The sequence below is a fragment of the Planococcus halocryophilus genome (assembly GCF_022489025.1).
Taxonomy (GTDB): domain Bacteria; phylum Bacillota; class Bacilli; order Bacillales_A; family Planococcaceae; genus Planococcus; species Planococcus halocryophilus_A.
Map to the genome: position 1 here is coordinate 33,038 of NZ_JAKVTG010000009.1, position 20,266 is coordinate 53,303.

22 protein-coding genes and 1 other annotated feature are annotated in these 20,266 nt (G+C 38.8%); of the genes, 17 read left to right on the forward strand and 5 right to left on the reverse strand.

The features are described from left to right. Positions 1-198 precede the first annotated feature (198 nt). Complete coding sequence (locus MLE13_RS11350; protein WP_240749806.1) at positions 199-621, forward strand: hypothetical protein; 423 nt, start codon at positions 199-201, stop codon at positions 619-621. A gap of 237 nt (positions 622-858) precedes the next feature. Here the strand turns inward: MLE13_RS11350 and MLE13_RS11355 are convergent, their stop codons facing one another. Beyond that, positions 859-1,224 carry a hypothetical protein gene (locus MLE13_RS11355; RefSeq protein WP_240749807.1) on the reverse strand — a complete coding sequence of 122 codons (366 nt, stop codon included), beginning with the start codon at positions 1,222-1,224 and terminating at the stop codon, positions 859-861. Positions 1,225-1,436: 212 nt separating this feature from the next. Next, positions 1,437-2,309, reverse strand: a complete 873-nt coding sequence (locus MLE13_RS11360; RefSeq protein ID WP_240749808.1) for a LysR family transcriptional regulator — start codon at positions 2,307-2,309, stop codon at positions 1,437-1,439. Positions 2,310-2,498: 189 nt separating this feature from the next. Here MLE13_RS11360 and MLE13_RS11365 point away from each other — a divergent pair, with 189 nt between their 5' ends. The 10 genes from MLE13_RS11365 to MLE13_RS11410 all read left to right on the forward strand — a co-directional run bounded on the left by MLE13_RS11365 (position 2,499) and on the right by MLE13_RS11410 (position 10,379). Further along, on the forward strand, positions 2,499-3,020 hold the full coding sequence (locus tag MLE13_RS11365; RefSeq protein WP_240749882.1) for a YfiT family bacillithiol transferase: 522 nt from the start codon (positions 2,499-2,501) through the stop codon (positions 3,018-3,020). A gap of 797 nt (positions 3,021-3,817) precedes the next feature. Next, a complete protein-coding gene (locus tag MLE13_RS11370; protein ID WP_240749809.1) occupies positions 3,818-4,267 on the forward strand; it encodes a hypothetical protein in 450 nt (149 codons plus the stop codon). Positions 4,268-4,650: 383 nt separating this feature from the next. Then, positions 4,651-5,127, forward strand: a complete 477-nt coding sequence (locus MLE13_RS11375) for a sigma-70 family RNA polymerase sigma factor (RefSeq protein WP_240749810.1) — start codon at positions 4,651-4,653, stop codon at positions 5,125-5,127. After that, positions 5,114-5,923 (forward strand): S26 family signal peptidase, encoded by an 810-nt coding sequence (locus MLE13_RS11380; protein ID WP_240749811.1) that lies wholly within the window; start codon positions 5,114-5,116, stop codon positions 5,921-5,923. The genes MLE13_RS11375 and MLE13_RS11380 overlap by 14 nt, the downstream gene beginning before the upstream one ends. A gap of 110 nt (positions 5,924-6,033) precedes the next feature. Then, a complete protein-coding gene (locus tag MLE13_RS11385) occupies positions 6,034-6,504 on the forward strand; it encodes a peptide-methionine (S)-S-oxide reductase (protein WP_240749812.1) in 471 nt (156 codons plus the stop codon). 142 nt (positions 6,505-6,646) lie between these two features. Further along, complete coding sequence (locus tag MLE13_RS11390; protein ID WP_008428995.1) at positions 6,647-6,850, forward strand: helix-turn-helix transcriptional regulator; 204 nt, start codon at positions 6,647-6,649, stop codon at positions 6,848-6,850. Between the two features lie 2 nt (positions 6,851-6,852). Beyond that, positions 6,853-7,155, forward strand: a complete 303-nt coding sequence (locus MLE13_RS11395; RefSeq protein WP_240749813.1) for a hypothetical protein — start codon at positions 6,853-6,855, stop codon at positions 7,153-7,155. 360 nt (positions 7,156-7,515) lie between these two features. Next, positions 7,516-8,976, forward strand: coding sequence for a murein hydrolase activator EnvC family protein (locus tag MLE13_RS11400; protein WP_240749814.1), 1,461 nt, complete (start codon positions 7,516-7,518; stop codon positions 8,974-8,976). Between the two features lie 191 nt (positions 8,977-9,167). Beyond that, entirely contained in the window at positions 9,168-9,833 is a 666-nt protein-coding gene (locus MLE13_RS11405; protein WP_240749815.1) for a haloacid dehalogenase type II, read from the forward strand. A 42-nt stretch (positions 9,834-9,875) separates the two neighbouring features. Next, positions 9,876-10,379, forward strand: coding sequence for a redoxin domain-containing protein (locus MLE13_RS11410; protein ID WP_240749816.1), 504 nt, complete (start codon positions 9,876-9,878; stop codon positions 10,377-10,379). 78 nt (positions 10,380-10,457) lie between these two features. Here the strand turns inward: MLE13_RS11410 and MLE13_RS11415 are convergent, their stop codons facing one another. Beyond that, the gene (locus tag MLE13_RS11415; RefSeq protein WP_240749817.1) at positions 10,458-11,000 is read right to left on the reverse strand and encodes a recombinase family protein; all 543 of its coding nucleotides are present in this window, start codon (positions 10,998-11,000) and stop codon (positions 10,458-10,460) included. Positions 11,001-11,173: 173 nt separating this feature from the next. On the opposite strand from MLE13_RS11415, the gene MLE13_RS11420 reads away from it, so the two are divergent. Genes MLE13_RS11420 through MLE13_RS11430 form a run of 3 tightly spaced genes read left to right on the forward strand, consistent with a single transcriptional unit; the run spans position 11,174 to position 14,415 of the window. After that, positions 11,174-12,634, forward strand: a complete 1,461-nt coding sequence (locus tag MLE13_RS11420) for a SulP family inorganic anion transporter (protein ID WP_240749818.1) — start codon at positions 11,174-11,176, stop codon at positions 12,632-12,634. A 23-nt stretch (positions 12,635-12,657) separates the two neighbouring features. Continuing rightward, a complete protein-coding gene (locus tag MLE13_RS11425) occupies positions 12,658-13,077 on the forward strand; it encodes a universal stress protein (protein ID WP_240749819.1) in 420 nt (139 codons plus the stop codon). Positions 13,078-13,131: 54 nt separating this feature from the next. Continuing rightward, entirely contained in the window at positions 13,132-14,415 is a 1,284-nt protein-coding gene (locus MLE13_RS11430; RefSeq protein ID WP_240749820.1) for an MFS transporter, read from the forward strand. A gap of 56 nt (positions 14,416-14,471) precedes the next feature. On the opposite strand, the gene MLE13_RS11435 is transcribed toward MLE13_RS11430, so the two are convergent. Then, the gene (locus tag MLE13_RS11435; RefSeq protein WP_240749821.1) at positions 14,472-15,023 is read right to left on the reverse strand and encodes a class I SAM-dependent methyltransferase; all 552 of its coding nucleotides are present in this window, start codon (positions 15,021-15,023) and stop codon (positions 14,472-14,474) included. Then, positions 15,020-15,973 (reverse strand): TIGR01212 family radical SAM protein, encoded by a 954-nt coding sequence (locus tag MLE13_RS11440; RefSeq protein ID WP_430905214.1) that lies wholly within the window; start codon positions 15,971-15,973, stop codon positions 15,020-15,022. Before MLE13_RS11440 ends, MLE13_RS11435 begins: the two co-directional genes overlap by 4 nt. 175 nt (positions 15,974-16,148) lie before the next feature. On the opposite strand from MLE13_RS11440, the gene MLE13_RS11445 reads away from it, so the two are divergent. The 3 genes from MLE13_RS11445 to leuS all read left to right on the forward strand — a co-directional run bounded on the left by MLE13_RS11445 (position 16,149) and on the right by leuS (position 20,218). Next, complete coding sequence (locus MLE13_RS11445; protein ID WP_008429012.1) at positions 16,149-16,841, forward strand: CoA transferase subunit A; 693 nt, start codon at positions 16,149-16,151, stop codon at positions 16,839-16,841. Between the two features lie 18 nt (positions 16,842-16,859). Continuing rightward, positions 16,860-17,513: a 3-oxoacid CoA-transferase subunit B gene (locus MLE13_RS11450; protein ID WP_240749822.1), complete on the forward strand. Its 654-nt coding sequence runs from the start codon at positions 16,860-16,862 to the stop codon at positions 17,511-17,513. A 44-nt stretch (positions 17,514-17,557) separates the two neighbouring features. Next, positions 17,558-17,763 (forward strand) — a binding site (T-box leader). Between the two features lie 43 nt (positions 17,764-17,806). Beyond that, positions 17,807-20,218: a leucine--tRNA ligase gene (leuS, locus tag MLE13_RS11455; protein ID WP_240749823.1), complete on the forward strand. Its 2,412-nt coding sequence runs from the start codon at positions 17,807-17,809 to the stop codon at positions 20,216-20,218. Positions 20,219-20,266: the final 48 nt, after the last annotated feature.

Consider the following 20,266-nt stretch of genomic DNA (forward strand, 5'->3'; position numbering starts at 1 on the left):
AAAATTACTAGTTCTGAATCTTAAGGTTGGACTAGCTTAGGACAATTATCTTAAAAAAGACAATAACTGTATTTAGTATACCAAAAACGAAGAATTTTTTTAATTATTCTGAATGTAAATTAATCCTAATTAAGTTACATTCAAAAGAACTTGAATTATGAATTACTTAATAAGCAAAGTGGGAAGGAGCGAAGCAAAATGAAGAAGGAAATGGAAGAATTAGTTGTGAAATCTTTTTTTGAAAAACAGGTGCAGGAAAGAGTTCTTTATGAATTATTTACGCCTAAGAAAAGGAATCATGCATTGAATCGACTCTGCCATCAATATACAAAGATGTTAAAGGAAAAATACATGTTTGAGATTCTTTCCCCCAACTCAAGTCCAAAATACATTTACGAGCTGCTAAAAAGTAACGGTGCTGCAAAGATGTGCTACTCACTGTCTTACAGTGAAAAGATAGACGGAAAAGAACTGCCGTTGCAAGAAGCATTGGAACATGCAGTCGGTTTTGGTTTTCCTTCCATCATTTCGTGCATTCCTGGTGAATTAGCCTATTTTGAAGCTGAACAAGGTTTTGGATCGCCCCCAAGATATATCTTAAAGAGACCTAAAATGAATTAAAGTAATAGATTCTAAAGAAGTTAGCAATATTACAAGGGAAAGTGAATTAGTTAGAAAAAATGATACATTCAAAAGGCTATATTTTAAGGCTCTAGGACCATATTTAGAGGTTATATAATGCAGCTTATCGGAAGTCTATAAGAGAAAACTGGAGAAGTTGCTGGTTCTAGACATCTTCTTTTTTCGTTCATGTAGGTGTACTTTTACGAACGGTTTTAAGCTGAATTACATCTATCTTTAATACACTACTGGAACTTTTTTGATAGTGAGCAAATGGCCTTCAGGCAAAAATAATTCTTCTGAAGACTTGAGTTTGTGTAAGTGTACTTGTTTTTTCTCTAAGACTTTGAATGGTACTCTATTAGAATTAACCAGCTTGGCAACTTGAAAGGTACATTTTTTGTGATTTTCAGCTTTTTTGTGAATGTACTCAAACAGAATATCTACTTCTTCTTTTGTATTAATACCATTATCAATTTCAAGCTGGATAGGAAAGTCGAATCCTTTAATCCGTTCATTAGATCTTTCAAAATATAATTCATGTTCTTTATAGATTTCCGTGGTTAACTCGATATCGGAGGCAATGTAATAAAAATAGGTCATCAATAAATCTCCTTTCAATAATTAGAGATAGTAAGGGAGCATCCTTTTTAGAATGTTAGAACATATATAACATATTGGATCATATTTTGACTAGACATGAGTTTACATATCATGAATTATAGGAAGCTGCTTGAATAGAAAGAGAAGAAGAGGCTAATTGTAGATCTTTTTACTTTTTTACATTGCATACGATTACTCTTAATCAGTAGTGGCTATAAGGCACTTTTTTGAAACAGATTAATTAAGTACTGATGAGCTAGATTACTGACATTACTTTTTTTATAGAGAAGTTGGCTGTAAAACTGAAAATTTTCATCTTGAAAAGGAATTCCAATTACTTTGTCTTTTTTTTCTAAGCTGAATGCCGGTATGAAGCCAATTCCCCAGTTGCTTTGTACCGCTTTTTTAATGGTTTCTATACTGCTTAACTCCATTGATATAGTAAAATTCATCTTCCTTTCTTCCAGTTGGTTTACTAAATAACTTCGGTATGTACACCCTTCTTCCGTTAGAATGATAGTTTCATCTTTAAAGTCATCAATAGTCATCCGTTCCTTTTTTGCATAAGGATGAGCAGATGGAATAATCACTTTCATCGCTTGTTTCGTTAAAAGAATCTTATTGATCATATTCGAATGGAGGGGGCGATCGATGATAAGCCCGAAGTCGAGTTCTTTATTAGCAATTTTCTCTATTATGGTCGATTCTGTATGCGGCTGGATTTGCACTTTAATATTAGGATAGCGTTTCTTAAAGTCAGCTAAAATAGTGGGCAGTTTATAAATGGCCAATGTCTCAATAGAACCAATTTTTATCGTGTGAACCTCTTGTGTTGCCAATCGCTCGTGTGATTCTTCGTATAACGTCAGCAACTTCTCTGCATAACCATAAATCACCTCTCCAGCAGGTGTTAATTTCATCGAATTTCCTTGTCTTTCCAACAAGCAAGTTCCTCCGTAAATTGCTTCAAGTTTTTGAATATGAGTGGTGATACTGGATTGTGAGTAGTCCAGAGCATAAGCAGCTCGTGTATAGTTGCCGCTTTTCACCACTTGAATTAGTGTTTTGAAATAAAGCAATTCCATCTTTTGTCCACTCCCTACTATCAACGATATTGATAGTATATATCAATGATTCCCTGCTTCCATACTGTTTTTTCACTTTATACTTAAAGAGAAATCGATAAGGGAGGAATTAAAATGAAAAGAGAAACAAAGTATTCATTAACCTTGAGCGTTCAGCCGAGTGAAACCAAGCTTGCCTATGAGCACTTTATAACGGAAGAGAAATATCCAATTGGCAAGTTTGAATTTGATGGCGTGGTTACTGACAGTGTGATTGGGGGATGGATCAGTGAGATTGAAGATTTACCAGGACTGTTACAAGATGCTGTAAGAAGCTTGGATGAAGAACAGCTTAATACCCCTTATCGTTCAGAGGGATGGACCGTTCGTCAAGTAGTTCATCATCTAGCAGATAGTCACATGAATGCCTATATTCGATTTAAGTTGGCCTTGACAGAAGAAAAACCTGTAATTAAGCCCTATAACGAAGGGGACTGGGCGGAACTTCCTGATTACAATTTGCCCATTGATATATCACTCTCGTTGCTCACCGCCTTGCATAAACGCTGGACCAACCTTTTACATAACTTGAGCCCTGCTGATATTGAAAAAACATTTATACATCCAGATTCAGGTGAAATTTCTGTTGGAGAAAACATAGGCAGCTACGCTTGGCACGGAAGACATCATCTAGCACATATCACTTCTTTATCTACGCGTAAAGGTTGGTAAATAACTCTTGTGGTGAAATGAAAAATAAGATAAAAGGCAATAAATAAGATTTATTTCACTAAAGGATGCTTTTATTCGTTAGCTTAGAGCAGCATTTGGTCGAATAGATTCAACTTTATAATGATTTTTATTATGAATGAGGCTTCGTAGATTACAATACACCTGGTAGAACGGTTCAAGTGAATCAAAATGGAATCTTTCACTTCATTGTTAATTTTCCAAAGGATGTACTTATTCAAATAAAAGCAGAATAGAATATTACCTTATTAAAACCCTAAAAAACCTCTAAACCCTTTAGGGATGATATGGATTTCAAATAACTTATTCTTTTATACTACTCTTCTTCATCTGTGTATTGCCGAAGAATGGACGGGTGAAAAGATGGCATGGTTCATTATTAAATAACTTATTTTAAATTAGTAAAATAACTGAAACTCGAAGAGAACAAGTTGTTCTTTTCGAGTTTTTTATTAGATATTTGTATTAAATACCTTAGGAACTTGTGGAATTTAAAGAAAATTAGTTAACATAGGACACCTTATCGGAAGCTACCTATAGTGAAATGGCGGGAAGGGGCTGTACATAGCGCATCTTTTCTCCTTTTTGTTTACGAAACTGTACTTTTACGGACGGTTAGAGTTATTTAGTATCTCAGAAATAAAATTAAATATACCTAAAAATTTTGATTATTACATATTTTTTAATGGGTAAAATTGGTATAATTAAGTTAACCGAAAAATGCTATGTAAGAAGATATTTCAAATTTTTCTTGATGTAAATATGAGAGGAGGATTTACTTGAGTACAACAGTGAAATTAATCGGTAGTTTGTTAATTATTGGTCTAATATTTTTGAGTGGTTTTTTTGTAGGCAACATAGGTGAGGCCAAAGTTATGAAAGAAATAAAAATTGGTTATGAGGACATCGAAAATTCAAGCAAAATAATTCACGAAAGTGTTTTTACTGATTCAGAAAACCCAACTATTATCGATAATTTCATTATGATTTACTTGAACGCGAAGGAAATTGATGATCCCAATATTGATTTGGAAAAACCTGATATGTACATTGAGTTAAATAATCCAAATGCTTCTGTTGGATTAATCGATTCAAAATTATGGTTTGTTGAAGATACTGCAATTATTGGAAGAAGAACAAGTGAGAGTTGGGATCAAATCGACTTTTATAAAATTGATGAAAGTGATAGCGAGTATATAAAAGAAATTGTTGAATATCGAGAAGAGTGACAAGTGCAAAAGAGGTTACTAGTAAACAGAACACTCGATGGGTTCTTTCGTAAGTTTTTTTTAAAAGCAATTTCGATTAGGTTTGGTTTACATATTCCGGATTATCGGAAGTAAATAATCCGTCAAATCATATACCTAATTATTTTATATAATAAAGGCAAGGCAGATAGAAGGCATTAAAGCCACTATCTGCCTTTTATTATTTCAGCGGCCGGATAGACTTTTAAACTTCTATTTTTAAAAATTTGAAACTAAAATCTTAAAACTTACGTCTATGGGGTGTTTAGGAAGGGGCGGTGTAATAGTTGGCTAAGAATCTTAGAGATAAAAAATTAAATGAGGAACACATTGAACAGGTCATGAGTGTTTAGGGTGAATACTTGATGCGGTTAATTTATCTATATGTGAAAGATTGGTCGATTGCGGAAGATATCCTTCAAGAAGTTTTTTTTACTTATTATCAAAAAGCCAATCAGTTTGAACATCGCTCTTCGCTGAAAACGTATCTATCTAAAATGGCGATCAATCGGTGCCATGATTATTTGCGAAGCTGGAAAAATAAACGAATTATTTTTACTGAGACTGTTGGGAATCTACTATTGAACTCAAAATCAATTGAAGAATCGTATGAATTAGAATCAGATATTTTCAATTTAACAAGATATGTCTTAGATTTGCCGATCAAATACAGAGAAGCCATTCTTCTTTATTATTATCATGAATTCACTATTAACGAAATATCCAAACTGCTGAACTGTCCGGAAAGTACGGTGAAAACAAGATTGCACAGAGCTAAAAGTTTGTTAAGAAACTCTGTTGATACAAGCGAGTGGGAGGGATTCCAAGATGAACAAATTTAAGCGGGATATCGATGATTTTATTGGCAAAAGCCCGAGGTTTAGCAAATCTTTACAACGCAATATGCTATTTCAAATACAAGCTGGAGAACGGCCACATAAATTTACTATAAAAAAATATGAGTGGTTCACATATGCAGCGGTTTTTGTGATCTTATTGACAGTCGTTGCGCTTTTTGCAATCCAGATTGTTAACGATAAAGGGCGAGTGCCGCAACTACCATCAACTGGTGGCATAGAAAAATCAGTAGTGACTGATACAGATCCAGATGTAGACATCCCCGTTTTTGCGGAATATACGCAGCCACTAGAAATTTTTGAGTTTAACTATGATGCGATGGATAGAGGCAATCATGAGTATGCAGAATATCCGCTAGTAATTAATCCATTGGCGTATAAAGACAAAAAGATATCGCGCGGAGATGTTGTTAAATACGAATATGATTTTTTTGATGGAATGCAAGAAACCATCTCTCGGGTTATCGGTTTGCCGGGGGAAACAATTGAAATTTTAGACGGGCAAATTTTTGTTGATGAACAAAAATTGAATACATTTTATGGTAAGGCTCATCGCTTAGGAATTGGCTCTCTTGAAGAATACAATGCATGGTTTGAAAAAAATGCATCCCCTAACAGCAGCACTTCGGGAATGGAAGAGATTTTTCAAATGAGTATGGAAAAAATTTATTTAGGAGAAGATGAAGTTTTTCTCATCGGGGATGATTGGTTTAGAAGCAGTCAGCATTCATTGAAAGTAGAGGCAATACAAGCGGAAGTACTGGGTTATTATAAGCCATAAAGAGTGGTTATTACACAGCCTTTCTTCAATATAAAGTAAGTATTAATTAATGAGCAGGCTTTATGATAATGTTATACTGGCTCTAAATAGTTAGGCTAGGGAGGTTCCATATGGAAGTCATATATATTGCGGGTGGATGTTTATGGGGAGTACAAGCGTTTATCAAAACCTTGCCTGGAGTAAAGGCGACAGAAGCAGGACGAGCAAATGGGACGAGTCATACACTTGATGGGGACTATGATGGCTACGCGGAATGTGTGAAAACAGAGTTTGATCCAGAAATGTTGACGATTCGAGACTTGATGTCGTATGTATTTGAAATCATTGATCCTTATAGTTCGAATCGGCAAGGGCAAGATGTTGGAGAAAAATACAGAACTGGCGTGTATAGTGAAAATCCAAAGCATTTAGAAGAGGTAAAAGCATTTATTCGTGAGAGAAACGATTGTGAGCGTATAGTTGTCGAAGTGCTACCGCTTTCGAATTATGTAAAAAGTGCGGAAGAACATCAAGACCGGCTAACGAGATGTCCCAATGATTATTGTCATATCCCAAAAGAATTGTTAAGTAAATATAAATAGGTAATGTACATTATTACCGAAAGAGAAGCGCCAGTGCGGGCTTCTTTTTTTGTGACTATAAACGGAAGTAAAGGAGGCTTTACATTTTATTCGAAGTAAAGTATACTTTACGTAAAGCGAGCTTTACACGGAGGGATAGAATATGGAGCATCGAATTAAAGAGCTAAGAACATCTTTCGGGTATACGCAAGAGCAGCTATCTGAGAAATTAGGTGTTTCGAGACAAACAATCATTTCAATTGAGAATGGACGCTATAAACCGTCATTGGAATTAGCGTATAAAATCGCTACTTTATTTCAACTTCGCATTGAAGATGTCTTTATATTTGAGAAAGGGAGTGAATAAGGATGGAAACAAACCAACTGTTAGGTCTACTGGGATTATTGCTCGGAGTAACGGGAGGACTTTTCGGACTGTGGTGGGGACGGAAGAAAGCTGCAGAAAACAGAGGACTTGATGAGCGGTACGCAAGTATCACTATGAAAGCTTTAGCAAATGCCTGGAAGATCACATTGGTCGCCATGTATATTCAGTTCATCTTTGTAATTTTCGGAATGGAGTTGGCAGCAATTGAAGTAGTAGGTACTTTACTGATTATTCATTTAGCTGGTTGGGCGATTTCTACGGTGTATTATAGTTCCAAACTTTAAGTGGGCCGAGGAGTGATCCTATTTTTTATACAAAGAAGAGCTACACCTTCGTAGCTCTTCTTTGCGTTCAGTTGTTTCTTAAGGCAAAAAATAAATATACAGCAACAAATTAAGCTATGACAATTAAATTCTAAGCCTTTCTAGTTTAAAAATCTCATAATTTCAAATATTATAATTTCTAATATATTACATAAATATTTCACAATTAGAATAAATTGAAATACTGCTGTAACAGAATAAAGATTCCAAGCTGTTATACTGAACATGTTGCATTAAATGGAGGCTTTTGTGTTATTTCAACTTAACATTCAAAATATACATAGATGAAACACTCGTAATTATTGAAAGGGGATAAAACACATGATATCGAAATGGTTAGTAACTAGTTTATCCTCTGTATTAGCTTTATCAATATTGATACCGACAGCTAACGCAGATACATTAAATGAATTAGAGCAGAAACAGCAAGAAACAGAACAACAAAAAAGTGAATTAACTTCTGATATTAGTGAAAAAGCAGGACAAATCAATCAAAACGTATCAAAGTTAGACCAATTAACAGCAAAAATTGAAGAATTGAACGCACAAATTACGGGTACAGAAACAAAAATCAGTGATGTTCAAGCGAAAATCGATAAAACTAAAGTAGAAATTGATGAGCTGAAAAAGTCAATTGAAGAACTTGAAAAAAAAATAGAAGAACGTGAAGAGTTGTTGAAAGAACGAGCTCGTGCTATCCAGTTAAGTGGCGGTTCTGTAGATTACATAGATGTCTTACTTGGCGCAAACAGTTTTATTGATTTTATTGATCGTTTTTCTGCGGTGAATACGTTAATAGAAGCAGACAGAGAAATCATGCGGGAACAAGCGGCAGATAAAAAACTGCTAGCTGAACAAAAAGAACAAGTAGAATCCAAGTTAGCTGAACAAGAATCTCGACGTTTAGAATTGGTTGGGTTAAAAGCTTCATTAAGCAGTAAAAAAGCAGAACAAGCACAAGCTGTTCAAAACTTAGAAAAAGAACAAAAACGCCTGGCAGCTGAAAAAAATGAGTTAGAATTTGAACATGCCGAAGCTCTTGAAGTTAGTGCAGATTTAGAAAAACAAATCATGAACGAACAAGCACGTTTAGCAGAAATTGCTAGAAAAGAAGAAGAAGAACGCCAGCGAAAAATTGCTGCTGAAAAAGCTGCAGAAGAGGCTCGTCTACAAGCAGAAGCAGAAGCGGCTGCAGCTGCAGCTGCTAAAGCCGCAGCAGAAGAAAAAGCTCGTGCACAAGCAGAGGCAGAAGCACAGGCTCAAGCTAAAAGTAGTGCCAAAGCTGAATCAGCAAGCAAGCCGAAAGCACCTACACCTGCTGTGACTCCACCAGTAAAAGTAGAAGTTGCACCAGTACCAGTAGCAGAACCAGCACCTAGTGCGATGTTTATTTGGCCAGCTTCTGGACGACATTCTTCAGGTTTTGGTGGACGTGATATCGGTGACGGTGCCGAATCACATCTTGGACAAGACATTGCCAATGTAACGGGTACACCAATCTCTGCGGCGGCAACTGGTTATGTTTCCTATGCCGGTAACATGGGTGGTTATGGTAACGTAGTAATTTTAACTCACTCAATTCAAGGCCAAACGTATGCAACTGTTTATGCTCATATGAGTGCTATCAATGTGTCATCTGGACAGGCAGTTTCACAAGGTCAAAATGTTGGACTCGTTGGCAGCACAGGACGATCTACCGGACCACATCTTCATTTTGAAATCCATGTTGGTCCATGGAATGGAGCTCGCTCAAACGCAGTGAATCCAATGAATTATTTCTAAAATAGTTATAAAAAGGAAAAAATTAACCCGACCCGAAGCACTTTAAAAGTGCGCCGGTTCGGGTTTTTTTATATTTATGTTAGATGAATTTGTTTATCTCCGATTAATCCAACTGGCTTTGGGTATAGTAGTAAAAGGCTGTAAAGCAAATTAGTAAATTGTTTGCAGAGTCAACAAAAGGAGGATGTGGCGTGGAGAATTCAATCAAAGCCTTTGTGTTCGATGTTTACGGAACCTTGTTCGACGTTACGGCGATAAAAAAAGAATGCGAAGAATTATATCCCGGATATGGAGAAAAAATCAGTCAGACATGGAGATCCAAGCAAGTTGAATACTTTATGTTGCGCCAGCTGATGGGCAATTATGCCACGCTCTATGCCATTACACATGATGCATTAAAATATGCACTTAACGAAAATGACTTGCAGCCAAGTAAAGAAAATGAACAAAAGTTATTGGATGCCTATCTGCATTTACCGCTTTACGCAGAATCTAAAGAAGTTCTTACGCAGTTAAAAGATAAAAACTTAGTGGTTTTTTCAAATGGCTCTCACGATATGCTAGATCCTTTAGTTAAAAATGCCGGATTAGAAGAGTTGTTTGATCATGTGTTGAGTATTGATGACGTGAAAGAATTTAAACCAACACCGGCATCTTATCAATATGCGTTAGAGCAACTCGGAATCGAAAGTCATGAAGTTCTCTTTATGTCGTCTAATGGCTGGGATGTATCGGGTGCGAAAAGTTTCGGATTCCAAACAGCTTGGATCAACCGAAAAGGAATGCCGGTCGAAGAGCTTGATCTGGAGCCGGATTATATATTCGACGATTTAAATGGATTGTTAAAGTGGAAATAAAGTTTAATCGATTGAGTTTTAAAAATGAGGAGGAAATTAACTATGACAACATTGCAACTCGGTGATAAAGCACCATTATTTGAACTACCATTAGCAGAAGGCGGTACTTATTCTCTCGAACAAGATTTGACGGATCGTCCAGGTTGGAGATTTTTGGTCTTTTTCAGAGGATCATGGTGCCCAGTATGTAACCAAGATTTAAAAGAAATTGAAGAAAGCCTTTCTTATTTTGAAGGAAAAGGCGTTTATTTTACGGCTCTATCAACAGATAGCCAAGAAAACTCATTGGGGATGAAAAATGAGCATAGCTTAAGCTTTCCGCTCTTGTCTGACCTTACAACAGATTTGTTAGACCAGTATGGCGCTTATTACCACGGAGAAGATGCACTATATGAAGATCATGGAATCCACGGGGAAGCTGCTCATTATTTGCTTGATGAAAAAGGGAATATTCTTTATCAACAGCAGCAAACGAGCCCTTATGGACGTCCAAGCGCAACAGAGCTTCGCAAAGTTGTGCAGTATATTAAAAAGAATTTAAAGTGATAATTCATTAGAAAATGAACATTTAATTTACTCAGCAAGACCCTTGCCTAATTTTAGGTAAGGGTCTTTTTACTGTCATTAATTCTCTAAATAGCGATACAAGGTAGACCTACTGATACCGGTTTTTTCTTTAATTTCAGCTAAGGTAAATTGTTTGCTTTCGTACAGTTCGATTGCTTTTTTTACGTTTTTGTCTGCTTTTCTGGGGCGACCAGAGACGACACCTTTTTCCTTGGCAAGAGATAATCCCGCTTTGGTTTTTTCACTGATGGCATCACTTTGAAAATCGGACAAATAGCTCAAAATTTTAATGAACGGGTACTCTTTTTCGTTATTTGTATCAATATTTTCATGGATAGAAAAAAAAGTGGTCTTTTTTGTTTCCAGTATGTTTAGAAGCTCTACTAACTGCCGAGTAGAATCCGCAAAAGTGTATAGCCTGGCAACAACTAGTTGACTGCCATCTTCTGCTTGTTCCAACAAATTTTCAAGTTGCAACCGATTTTTTGGAGAGGCGTGCATTTCTACATATATTTTAGTGCAGCCGAAATTTTTAAGAAGCATGAGTTGGTGTTGGCACTCTGGATCTTCAACGCTAGGTCTTGCGTAACCTATCAACAAGTTAAAATCCCCTTTCATAGCGAGTCATATCTATCATAGCACAAGGTAAAAGTGTCGATAGTTCCAAAAAGGTTCTTTTTTGGGTAAAAAGATGATACACTAATTTTATTGGTAAAACGGATCGGCTTTTATGAGAGTTAAAAGTCAAAAAAATGTAAGAGGAGAAAGTGAATATGTGGAAAAAAATTAAAACGCAATGGTTCGGAAATGTACGAGGAGATGTCCTGGCGGGAATTGTTGTCGCTCTGGCATTGATCCCGGAAGCTATAGCATTTTCAATCATCGCCGGAGTGGACCCAATGGTCGGGCTGTACGCTTCATTTAGTATCGCGGTTATTATCGCGTTTGTAGGAGGTCGCCCCGGTATGATTTCTGCGGCAACCGGAGCCATGGCGCTGCTAATGGTACCGTTGGTGCGGGATCATGGTTTGGAATATTTATTGGCTGCTACTATTTTAACGGGCGTTATTCAAATCTTATTTGGAGTTTTTAAAGTCGCAAAAGTGATGAAATTCATCCCACGCGCAGTAATGATCGGATTTGTTAATGCACTTGCCATCCTCATCTTCATGGCACAAGTGCCGCATTTTATCGGCATCAATAATTTAACGTATGTTTTCGTAGCAATTACGCTTGCCATTGTCTACATCGTTCCCAGGTTCTTTAAAGCAATCCCAGCGCCATTGATTGCGTTAGTGGTCTTGACGGGTGCTGCAATTTACGGGGGACTAGATTTGAGAACAGTAGGGGATTTAGGTGTTATTAGTCAAACGTTGCCGACTTTCCTGCTGCCGAATGTTCCATTTAACATGGAAACTTTACTGATTATTTTACCTTATTCTCTAGCTTTAGCAGTGGTTGGGTTACTTGAATCCTTGTTAACAGCGAATATTGTAGATGATATGACAAGTACAACAAGTGATAAGAATAAGGAATCTCGAGGACAAGGAATCGCCAATTTTGTCACTGGATTTTTCGGTGGAATGGCGGGATGTGCCATGATTGGTCAATCTATTATTAACGTCAAGTCAGGTGGGAGAGGCAGACTGTCGGCTTTTGTAGCCGGTGCGTTCCTCATGTTCCTCATTATTGTTTTAGGAAATGTCGTGGTACAGATTCCAATGCCGGTTTTAGTCGGAATCATGATTATGGTATCTATCGGCACCTTTGACTGGTCGTCATTTAGTTATTTGAAAAAAGCGCCAAAAGCCGACTCTATTGTTATGCTGGCAACTGTAATGATTGTTGTCTACACACATGACCTTTCAATCGGTGTGCTAGCTGGCGTACTGTTGAGTGCCATCTTCTTTGTCGCAAAAATATCGAAGATTAAAGTGAAGAAAAAACTATTGGAAGACACATATTACGAAGTGGTAGGTCAATTGTTCTTTGCTTCAGTTGAAGATTTCCTTGAAAAATTTGACTACGAAACGCAAGGACAAACGGTTATCATTGACTTTACTGAGTCACATATTTGGGATGATTCCGGCGTTGGTGCCGTTGATCGGGTTGTCTTGAAATTCCAGGAAAACGGCAATAATGTGAAAATTGTTGGCTTGGATACCGGCAGTCAAAAGCTGATTGATCAGCTAGCAGTTTTTAACAATCAACATGTAAAATTACCAACCCATTAAAAATAGCAGAGGAGTGCTGGTGCATGTATACTCGAATATTATTAGCGGTGGACGGCTCGGAACATTCCGAGCGCGCTGCGAAAGAAGCTGTGAAATTAGCAAAAGGATCAGCTGAACCTCAAGTAACCATTGTCTTTGTGGCAGATTATGATGATTCTAAAAAAGAAGTTTTGCATAGTGGCAGTTCCACGGAACTTGACCTTAAACGTAGAAAAAATCTTCAGCCGGTAGAAGATGCGTTAAGTGCGGGAGGCGTCAATTACAAAGTGGAAATTCTCCATGGTACACCTGGACCTGCCATTGTTGAATATGCTAACCAAGATGAATTCGACGTACTTGTCATCGGCAGCCGCGGCTTGAACTCACTTCAAGAAATGGTTCTTGGTAGTGTTAGTCATAAAGTGGTAAAACGTGCAAATTGCCCCGTTTTAATTGTAAAATAATAGCACGAATATAAAGAGCTCAAATGGGCTCTTTTTTTGTGAGGGAGGGTTGTTATGAAGAATACAAAGGAAAATAGGATTAATGGAAACGGCGTTATCCATACGCCATTTTATTACGGCTGGGTAATTGTTATTCTCGCGGGATTGTCTCACTTTTTTTCTGGACCTGGACAAACCTATTCAAACGCCATTTTTATAGATTATTACATAGAAGAATTTGGCTGGAGCCGCTCGACCGTGTCCGGTATTTACTCATCAGCGACACTTCTTGCAGGATTTTTATTGTTTATCATCGGTCGAATGATTGATAAAGTCGGTGCGCGAAAAATGGCGATTGCCGTATCCTTAATTCTAGCAGCAGCCAGTATATTTAATAGTTTCGTAGTCAATTGGGTGATGTTGTTTATGGGCTTTTTCGCTATACGGCTATTTGGTCAAGGCTCGATGACGCTCGTTCCAAACGCTTTAGTGCCACAATGGTTTATACAAAAACGTGGTCGTGCGCTTGGGTTAGCTGCGCTAGGTGGGATGATTGGATCTGCTGCATTTCCATTGATCAATGTTTGGCTAATTGAAGCTTATGGTTGGCGAACGACTTGGCAAATTCTTGGCGCATCCATTGTCCTGATTTTTACACCTTTAGCATTTTTCTTTATCCGAAATCGGCCAGAAGATATTGGCTTGCTGCCGGATAATGGACCTTTAGTAAGAGAAGAGGATCCACACAAGGCTTTATCTTCAGACATTAGTTGGACGGTAAAAGAAGCGAAAAAGACCCGCTCTTTTTGGCTCCTGTTGTTTTGTGTAGTGGTTCCTGCATTGGTTAATACCGGAATGACTTTCCATTTGGTGTCTATTTTTTCGATTCAATCATTAGCACCTGAAACAGCTGCGACTGTCTTGAGTTTGATGGCGGTTATTGGTTTTCCAGTAACGTTTCTGGCAGGTTATTTGCTTGATAAAATACGCGTTCAGTGGATGTTAGCTTTTGTTTTTGTTGGGGAAATTGCCTCGATTTTCTTATTGAAAGAAGCGGACTTGTTTTCAGGAGCAATTCTTTTTGCCGTTGTATGGGGCTTTATGTTGGGAATTGAACGCGTGACCCTTAGTGTTGTGTGGCCAAATTATTTCGGTCGGCAATACCTTGGTAGCATTACCGGCATTTCGATGGCCTTTATGGTAGTTGGTTCTGCCCTTGGTCCATTACCGTTCGGCTTGTTTTACGATTTCTTTGGTGGCTATAAAGAAGTGTTATGGGTTATTATGATTTTCCCGCTTCTTGGAATTGTGGCAGCTTTACTAGCAAATCCGCCGGAAAAAGAAGGAATAGAAAACTAAGCTTAAAAAACGCAGAAAAGAGCAATTGCTCTTTTCAGCGTTTTTTAAATGATTTCTTATTTTTTCTCAATTGCTAAAAGAAACGGAGGTGAATGTTGCTGGTTGATAAACTCATATTTCAGCACATCAAAAGTTTTTTGCGGTAGGGAGGAAACGAATTCCATAACGGCATCACGTTCTTCGCTGCCGCCTTCATGGCCACTGTATACGACAACTAACAAAACGCCTTTTATTTTCAAAAGATCTAAACATTGTTCGAGAGCAGCAAGCGTACTTTTTGCTTTTGTAATAATGCTGTGATCACCTTTTGGCAAATAGCCAAGATTGAAAACGGCAGCTGCAATGGGCTCTGACACATAGTCTTTTATTTTGGCATGGCTGTCATGAATAAGTTCGACGTGGTCAACGTCTTGCACTCGAATTCGTGTCGCGTCAATCGCTTCTGCTTGAATATCAAAAGCGAAAACTTTTCCGGTTGCTCCAGTTAAACCTGCAAGGAAGTGTGTATCATGTCCGTTGCCAGCAGTGCCATCAATGGCTACGTCTCCAGAAGAGACCGCTTGTTCAAGCAATGATTTTGTAAAAGGCAATACACGTTGTACCGTCATGAAGACACACTCCCAGCAGCAAGTTTACCTTGCCAACTTTCGCGGCGTGCGAGTTCTGCATCGATGCCGTTTAAGACGTCCCATTTGTTGGCGCTCCACATCGGACCAATCATTAAATCTATCGGGCCATCTCCTGTAATGCGTTGGACAACCATTTCTGGTGGCAACACTTCAAGTTGGTCGGCTACTAAGTTAATGTATTCTTGCTTTTCAAGAAACTCGACCATGCCTTTTTCGTATTGCTTGACCATTGGTGTGCCTTTTAATAAATGCAACAAGTGAATTTTAATGCCTTGAACATCAAGTTTTGCCACTTCACGAGCAGTTTCCATCATCATGTCTCGGTCTTCAAGTGGTAAGCCGTTGATGATATGTGTACACACGCGAATGCCGCGCTTACGTAATTTTGTTACGCCTTCTACATATGCTTCGAAATCATGCGCACGGTTGACCAAAAGGGCCGTTCGCTCATGAATCGTTTGCAATCCAAGTTCGACCCATAAATACGTGCGTTCGTTTAATTCGGCTAAATAATCCACGACATCATCTGGCAAACAGTCCGGACGCGTTGCGATGCTCAAACCGATAACATTTTCTTGTTCGAGTGCCGCTTCAAACTTTTCTTTAATCACGGGTAACGGCGCATGTGTATTGGTATAGGCTTGAAAATACGCCATATATTTAGCATCTTTCCACTTGCGATGCATTTTTTCTTTAACTTTATCAAATTGCTCAGAAATCGAGTCGACACGATCTCCGGCAAAATCACCAGAACCTGCTACGCTGCAAAACGTACAGCCCCCGTGTGCTACTGTTCCGTCCCGGTTCGGACAATCAAACCCTGCATCTAAAGCGATTTTCATGACCTTAAAGCCAAAATGATCGCGCAAATGGCGATTCCATGTATAATAACGTTTTCCATCAGATGAAAAAGGAAACTCTTTACTCAATCGAAACAACTCCTCGAAAGCCATTGTAGCATGACGACAAAACGGCAAACAATGCCTACTAATGAGACAATGGATTTTTATGAATATTGCGTTTAGAGCAATAGTTTGTTTAAATTAAAAATGGAAGCGTTTTAATAATGAATTTAAGTGGATGAGTCAGAGGAGGCATAATGGAATGAAACCGATTTACAGTTCTGCAAAAGAAGCAGTTGAACAAATTCAAGACGGTGCCACAATTATGGTAGGCGGATTTGGGTTAGTAGGAATACCTGAACAGCTTATTTTAGCACTAGTTGATAAAGGGGTAACCGATCTGACCGTCATTTCCAATAACTGTGGAGTAGACGAATGGGGTCTTGGCCTATTATTGAAAAACAAACAAATTAAAAAAATGATCGGTTCTTATGTAGGTGAAAACAAAGAATTCGAGCGTCAAGTGTTATCGGGCGAAATCGAAGTTGAATTGACTCCGCAAGGAACGTTAGCTGAAAAAATGCGTGCAGGTGGAGCGGGGATTCCAGCTTTCTTCACACCAGCTGGCGTAGGTACAACTGTTGCAGAAGGCAAAGAAATTCGCGAATTCGATGGCAAAGAATATGTGCTTGAACACGCGTTACGAGCAGATTTTGCATTAGTTAGAGCACATAAAGCTGATAAGATGGGCAACCTTGTTTATAACAAAACAGCACAAAACTTTAATCCACTTGCTGCAGCGGCTGGGAAAATTACCATTGCGGAAGTAGAAGAAATCGTGGAAATCGGTGACATCAATCCGAATCACGTTCAAACGCCAAGCATTTATGTACAAGGCTTGCTTCAAGCAGACCAAGAAAAACGGATCGAACGTCTTACAACACGCACTGTTTAAGAAAGGGTGGAGAAAATCTTGGATAAACAATTAGTCAGAGAACGCATTGCAAAACGAGCTGAAAAAGAAATCAACGACGGCGATTACGTCAACTTAGGAATCGGTATGCCAACTTTAGTTGCGAACTTCATTTCCGACAATAAAAGTGTTGTTCTTCAATCAGAAAACGGACTTTTAGGAATCGGACCGTATCCGACAGAAGAAAATGTTGATCCGGACTTAATCAATGCGGGTAAAGAAACTGTTACAACGATTCCTGGTTCGGCTTTCTTTACAAGTGCTGAATCATTCGCGATGATCCGCGGTGGACATATTGATGTCGCGATTCTTGGTGGTATGGAAGTAGCTCAAAATGGGGACTTAGCGAACTGGATGATTCCAGGGAAAATGATTAAAGGCATGGGCGGCGCAATGGATTTGGTGCACGGTGCGAAAAAAGTAATCGTTATTATGGATCATGTATCAAAAGACGGTTCTGCCAAAATAAAAAAACAATGTGATTTGCCGCTAACAGGCAAAGGTGTCGTCAACAAAATCATTACAGAACGTGCTGTAATTGAAGTGACAGATGCTGGATTGGTCTTAACAGAAGTATTTGATGGCTTTACGGTTCAAGATATTATCGATTCAACAGATGCACCATTAAACACAGAAAACGTTAAAGTCTCTTAAGCTATTGCCAAAAAACGGCGACTCGTCTAAAATGAAGACAATAGGTAATGACAGCGAAGAGGACTAGTAGTTTGCGTATTTTTTACAGAGAGCCGGCGGTTGGTGCAAGTCGGTAAAATGCCCAAACGAACTCACCTTGGAGTCAGTGTATGTGAAACTAAGTAAGATACACCGTTTTCCGCGTTAAGGAGTCAAGTTGAGCGAGCAGTCGCTAATTTGGGTGGTACCGCGGGAAAATCCCGTCCCTTATTTTTTAAGGGGCGGGATTTTTTTATTTTGAGGAGGAATTGGAAATGACATTCAAGCACAAACTAGTTGAGAAAAAATGGCAGAAATATTGGCAAGACAACAAAACGTTTAAAATGGTAGACGATCCGTCTAAACCGAAATTTTATGCACTAGATATGTTCCCATATCCATCAGGGGCTGGACTTCATGTGGGTCACCCAGAAGGCTACACGGCGACTGATATTTTAAGCCGTGTTAAACGCATGCAAGGCTATAATGTTTTGCACCCAATGGGTTGGGATGCTTTTGGTCTTCCAGCAGAGCAATATGCACTGGATACAGGAAATGATCCAGCTGAATTTACGGCTAAAAACATTGAAACGTTCAAGCGCCAAATTCAAGAACTTGGATTTTCTTATGACTGGGACCGTGAAATTAGCACGACAGATCCGTCTTATTATAAATGGACGCAATGGATTTTTATCCAATTGTATAATAAAGGACTAGCGTATGTTGATGAAGTTGCAGTTAACTGGTGCCCAGCACTTGGAACAGTTCTTGCGAACGAAGAAGTGATCGATGGCAAATCAGAACGCGGTGGTCATCCGGTTGAGCGTCGTCCAATGCGCCAATGGGTATTGCGTATCACAAATTATGCGGACCGTTTGCTTGAAGACTTGAATGATCTTGATTGGCCAGAAAGCTTGAAAGACATGCAGCGCAACTGGATCGGGAAATCAGAAGGCGCAGAATTGGAATTCCAAGTAGCGGATACGGAACATTCTTTCCGCGCGTTTACAACACGTCCAGATACAATTTTTGGTGCGACTTATGCTGTGCTTGCGCCTGAACATAAATTAGTAGCTGCGATTACAACAGCAGAACAAAAACAAGCTGTTGAAAAATACATTGACGACGTGAAAACGAAAAGTGATTTGGAACGCACAGATTTGGCGAAAGACAAATCAGGTGTTTTCACAGGCGCTTATGCAACAAACCCAGCAAGTGGCGAAAAAATGCCAGTTTGGATCGCCGATTATGTATTGGCAACTTACGGAACAGGCGCAATTATGGCAGTTCCAGCTCACGACGAGCGTGATTATGAATTTGCGAAGCAATTCGATTTGCCTATCGTCGAAGTAGTATCAGGCGGCAATATTGAAGAAGAAGCTTATGCAGGCGATGGCGAATTGATCAATTCCGATTTCCTTAACGGGTTAAACAAAAAAGAAGCAATTGAAAAAGCGATTGACTGGCTAGTTGATAAAAAAGTCGGCGAAAAGAAAATTACTTACCGCTTGCGCGATTGGTTGTTTAGCCGTCAGCGTTACTGGGGCGAGCCAATTCCGATCATTCATTGGGAAGATGGTACAATGACGCCTGTTGAAGAAAAAGACTTGCCGCTTATGTTGCCAGTAACAACGGATATTAAGCCAAGCGGGACAGGCGAGTCTCCACTTGCTAATATTACCGATTGGGTAAATGTCGTTCATCCAGAAACAGGAATGAAAGGTCGTCGCGAAACCAACACGATGCCACAATGGGCAGGAAGCTGCTGGTATTACTTGCGCTTTATCGACCCAACTAATGATGAAATGTTGGCTGACCCTGAACTATTGAAACGCTGGTTGCCAGTTGATGTGTATATCGGTGGCGCAGAGCACGCAGTACTTCACCTGCTATATGCGCGTTTCTGGCATAAAGTGCTATACGATATCGGTGTGGTTTCAACAAAAGAACCTTTCCAAAAGTTATTTAACCAGGGCATGATTTTGGGCGAAGGAAACGAGAAAATGTCGAAATCAAAAGGCAATGTCGTGAACCCCGACCAAATTATCGAAAGCCACGGTGCAGACACATTGCGTATGTACGAAATGTTTATGGGACCACTTGAAGCATCTATCGCTTGGTCAACAAATGGTCTAGACGGTTCTCGTCGATTCCTAGACCGCATTTGGCGTTTGTTGATGGACGAAGAGCAATTGAGTGCAAAAATCACGGATTCAAACGATGGCAAACTGGAAAAAGTCTATCACCAGACTGTTAAAAAAGTAACAGACGACTTTGAAGGATTGCGTTTTAACACAGCGATTTCACAAATGATGGTCTTTATTAACGAAGGCTATAAAGTCGATTCCATTCCAAAAGAATACGTAGAAGGTTTTGTGAAACTCTTGTCTCCAATTGCACCTCACGTAGCAGAAGAGCTATGGGAGAAATTGGGTCATGAAGGATCAGTAACTTACGAAAACTGGCCACAATACGACGAATCGAAAATGATCGATGATGTAATCCAAGTAGTAGTACAAGTTAACGGCAAAGTAAAAACAAAGCTAGCGATCGCTAAAGACAGCACGAAAGAAGAACTAGAAGCAGCAGCACTTGCGGATGACAATGTTCAAAAGGCCACTGACGGTAAACAAATTCGCAAAGTAATTGTTATTCCAGGGAAATTGGTTAACATCGTAGTAGGCTAAAAAAGGTAGACATGAAAATGCAAAACCTTCCGGGAGCATTTTGAAAGT

Excerpts from the sequence above, each read along its gene's own strand:
- MLE13_RS11350 (WP_240749806.1), top strand. The coding sequence starts at position 199 with ATGAAGAAGGAAATGGAAGAATTAGTTGTGAAATCTTTTTTTGAAAAA.
- MLE13_RS11355 (WP_240749807.1), bottom strand. The coding sequence starts at position 1,224 with ATGACCTATTTTTATTACATTGCCTCCGATATCGAGTTAACCACGGAA.
- MLE13_RS11360 (WP_240749808.1), bottom strand. The coding sequence starts at position 2,309 with ATGGAATTGCTTTATTTCAAAACACTAATTCAAGTGGTGAAAAGCGGC.
- MLE13_RS11375 (WP_240749810.1), top strand. The coding sequence starts at position 4,651 with ATGCGGTTAATTTATCTATATGTGAAAGATTGGTCGATTGCGGAAGAT.
- MLE13_RS11380 (WP_240749811.1), top strand. The coding sequence starts at position 5,114 with ATGAACAAATTTAAGCGGGATATCGATGATTTTATTGGCAAAAGCCCG.
- MLE13_RS11385 (WP_240749812.1), top strand. The coding sequence starts at position 6,034 with ATGGAAGTCATATATATTGCGGGTGGATGTTTATGGGGAGTACAAGCG.
- MLE13_RS11390 (WP_008428995.1), top strand. The coding sequence starts at position 6,647 with ATGGAGCATCGAATTAAAGAGCTAAGAACATCTTTCGGGTATACGCAA.
- MLE13_RS11395 (WP_240749813.1), top strand. The coding sequence starts at position 6,853 with ATGGAAACAAACCAACTGTTAGGTCTACTGGGATTATTGCTCGGAGTA.
- MLE13_RS11400 (WP_240749814.1), top strand. The coding sequence starts at position 7,516 with ATGATATCGAAATGGTTAGTAACTAGTTTATCCTCTGTATTAGCTTTA.
- MLE13_RS11410 (WP_240749816.1), top strand. The coding sequence starts at position 9,876 with ATGACAACATTGCAACTCGGTGATAAAGCACCATTATTTGAACTACCA.
- MLE13_RS11420 (WP_240749818.1), top strand. The coding sequence starts at position 11,174 with ATGTGGAAAAAAATTAAAACGCAATGGTTCGGAAATGTACGAGGAGAT.
- MLE13_RS11425 (WP_240749819.1), top strand. The coding sequence starts at position 12,658 with ATGTATACTCGAATATTATTAGCGGTGGACGGCTCGGAACATTCCGAG.
- MLE13_RS11430 (WP_240749820.1), top strand. The coding sequence starts at position 13,132 with ATGAAGAATACAAAGGAAAATAGGATTAATGGAAACGGCGTTATCCAT.
- MLE13_RS11435 (WP_240749821.1), bottom strand. The coding sequence starts at position 15,023 with ATGACGGTACAACGTGTATTGCCTTTTACAAAATCATTGCTTGAACAA.
- MLE13_RS11445 (WP_008429012.1), top strand. The coding sequence starts at position 16,149 with ATGAAACCGATTTACAGTTCTGCAAAAGAAGCAGTTGAACAAATTCAA.
- leuS (WP_240749823.1), top strand. The coding sequence starts at position 17,807 with ATGACATTCAAGCACAAACTAGTTGAGAAAAAATGGCAGAAATATTGG.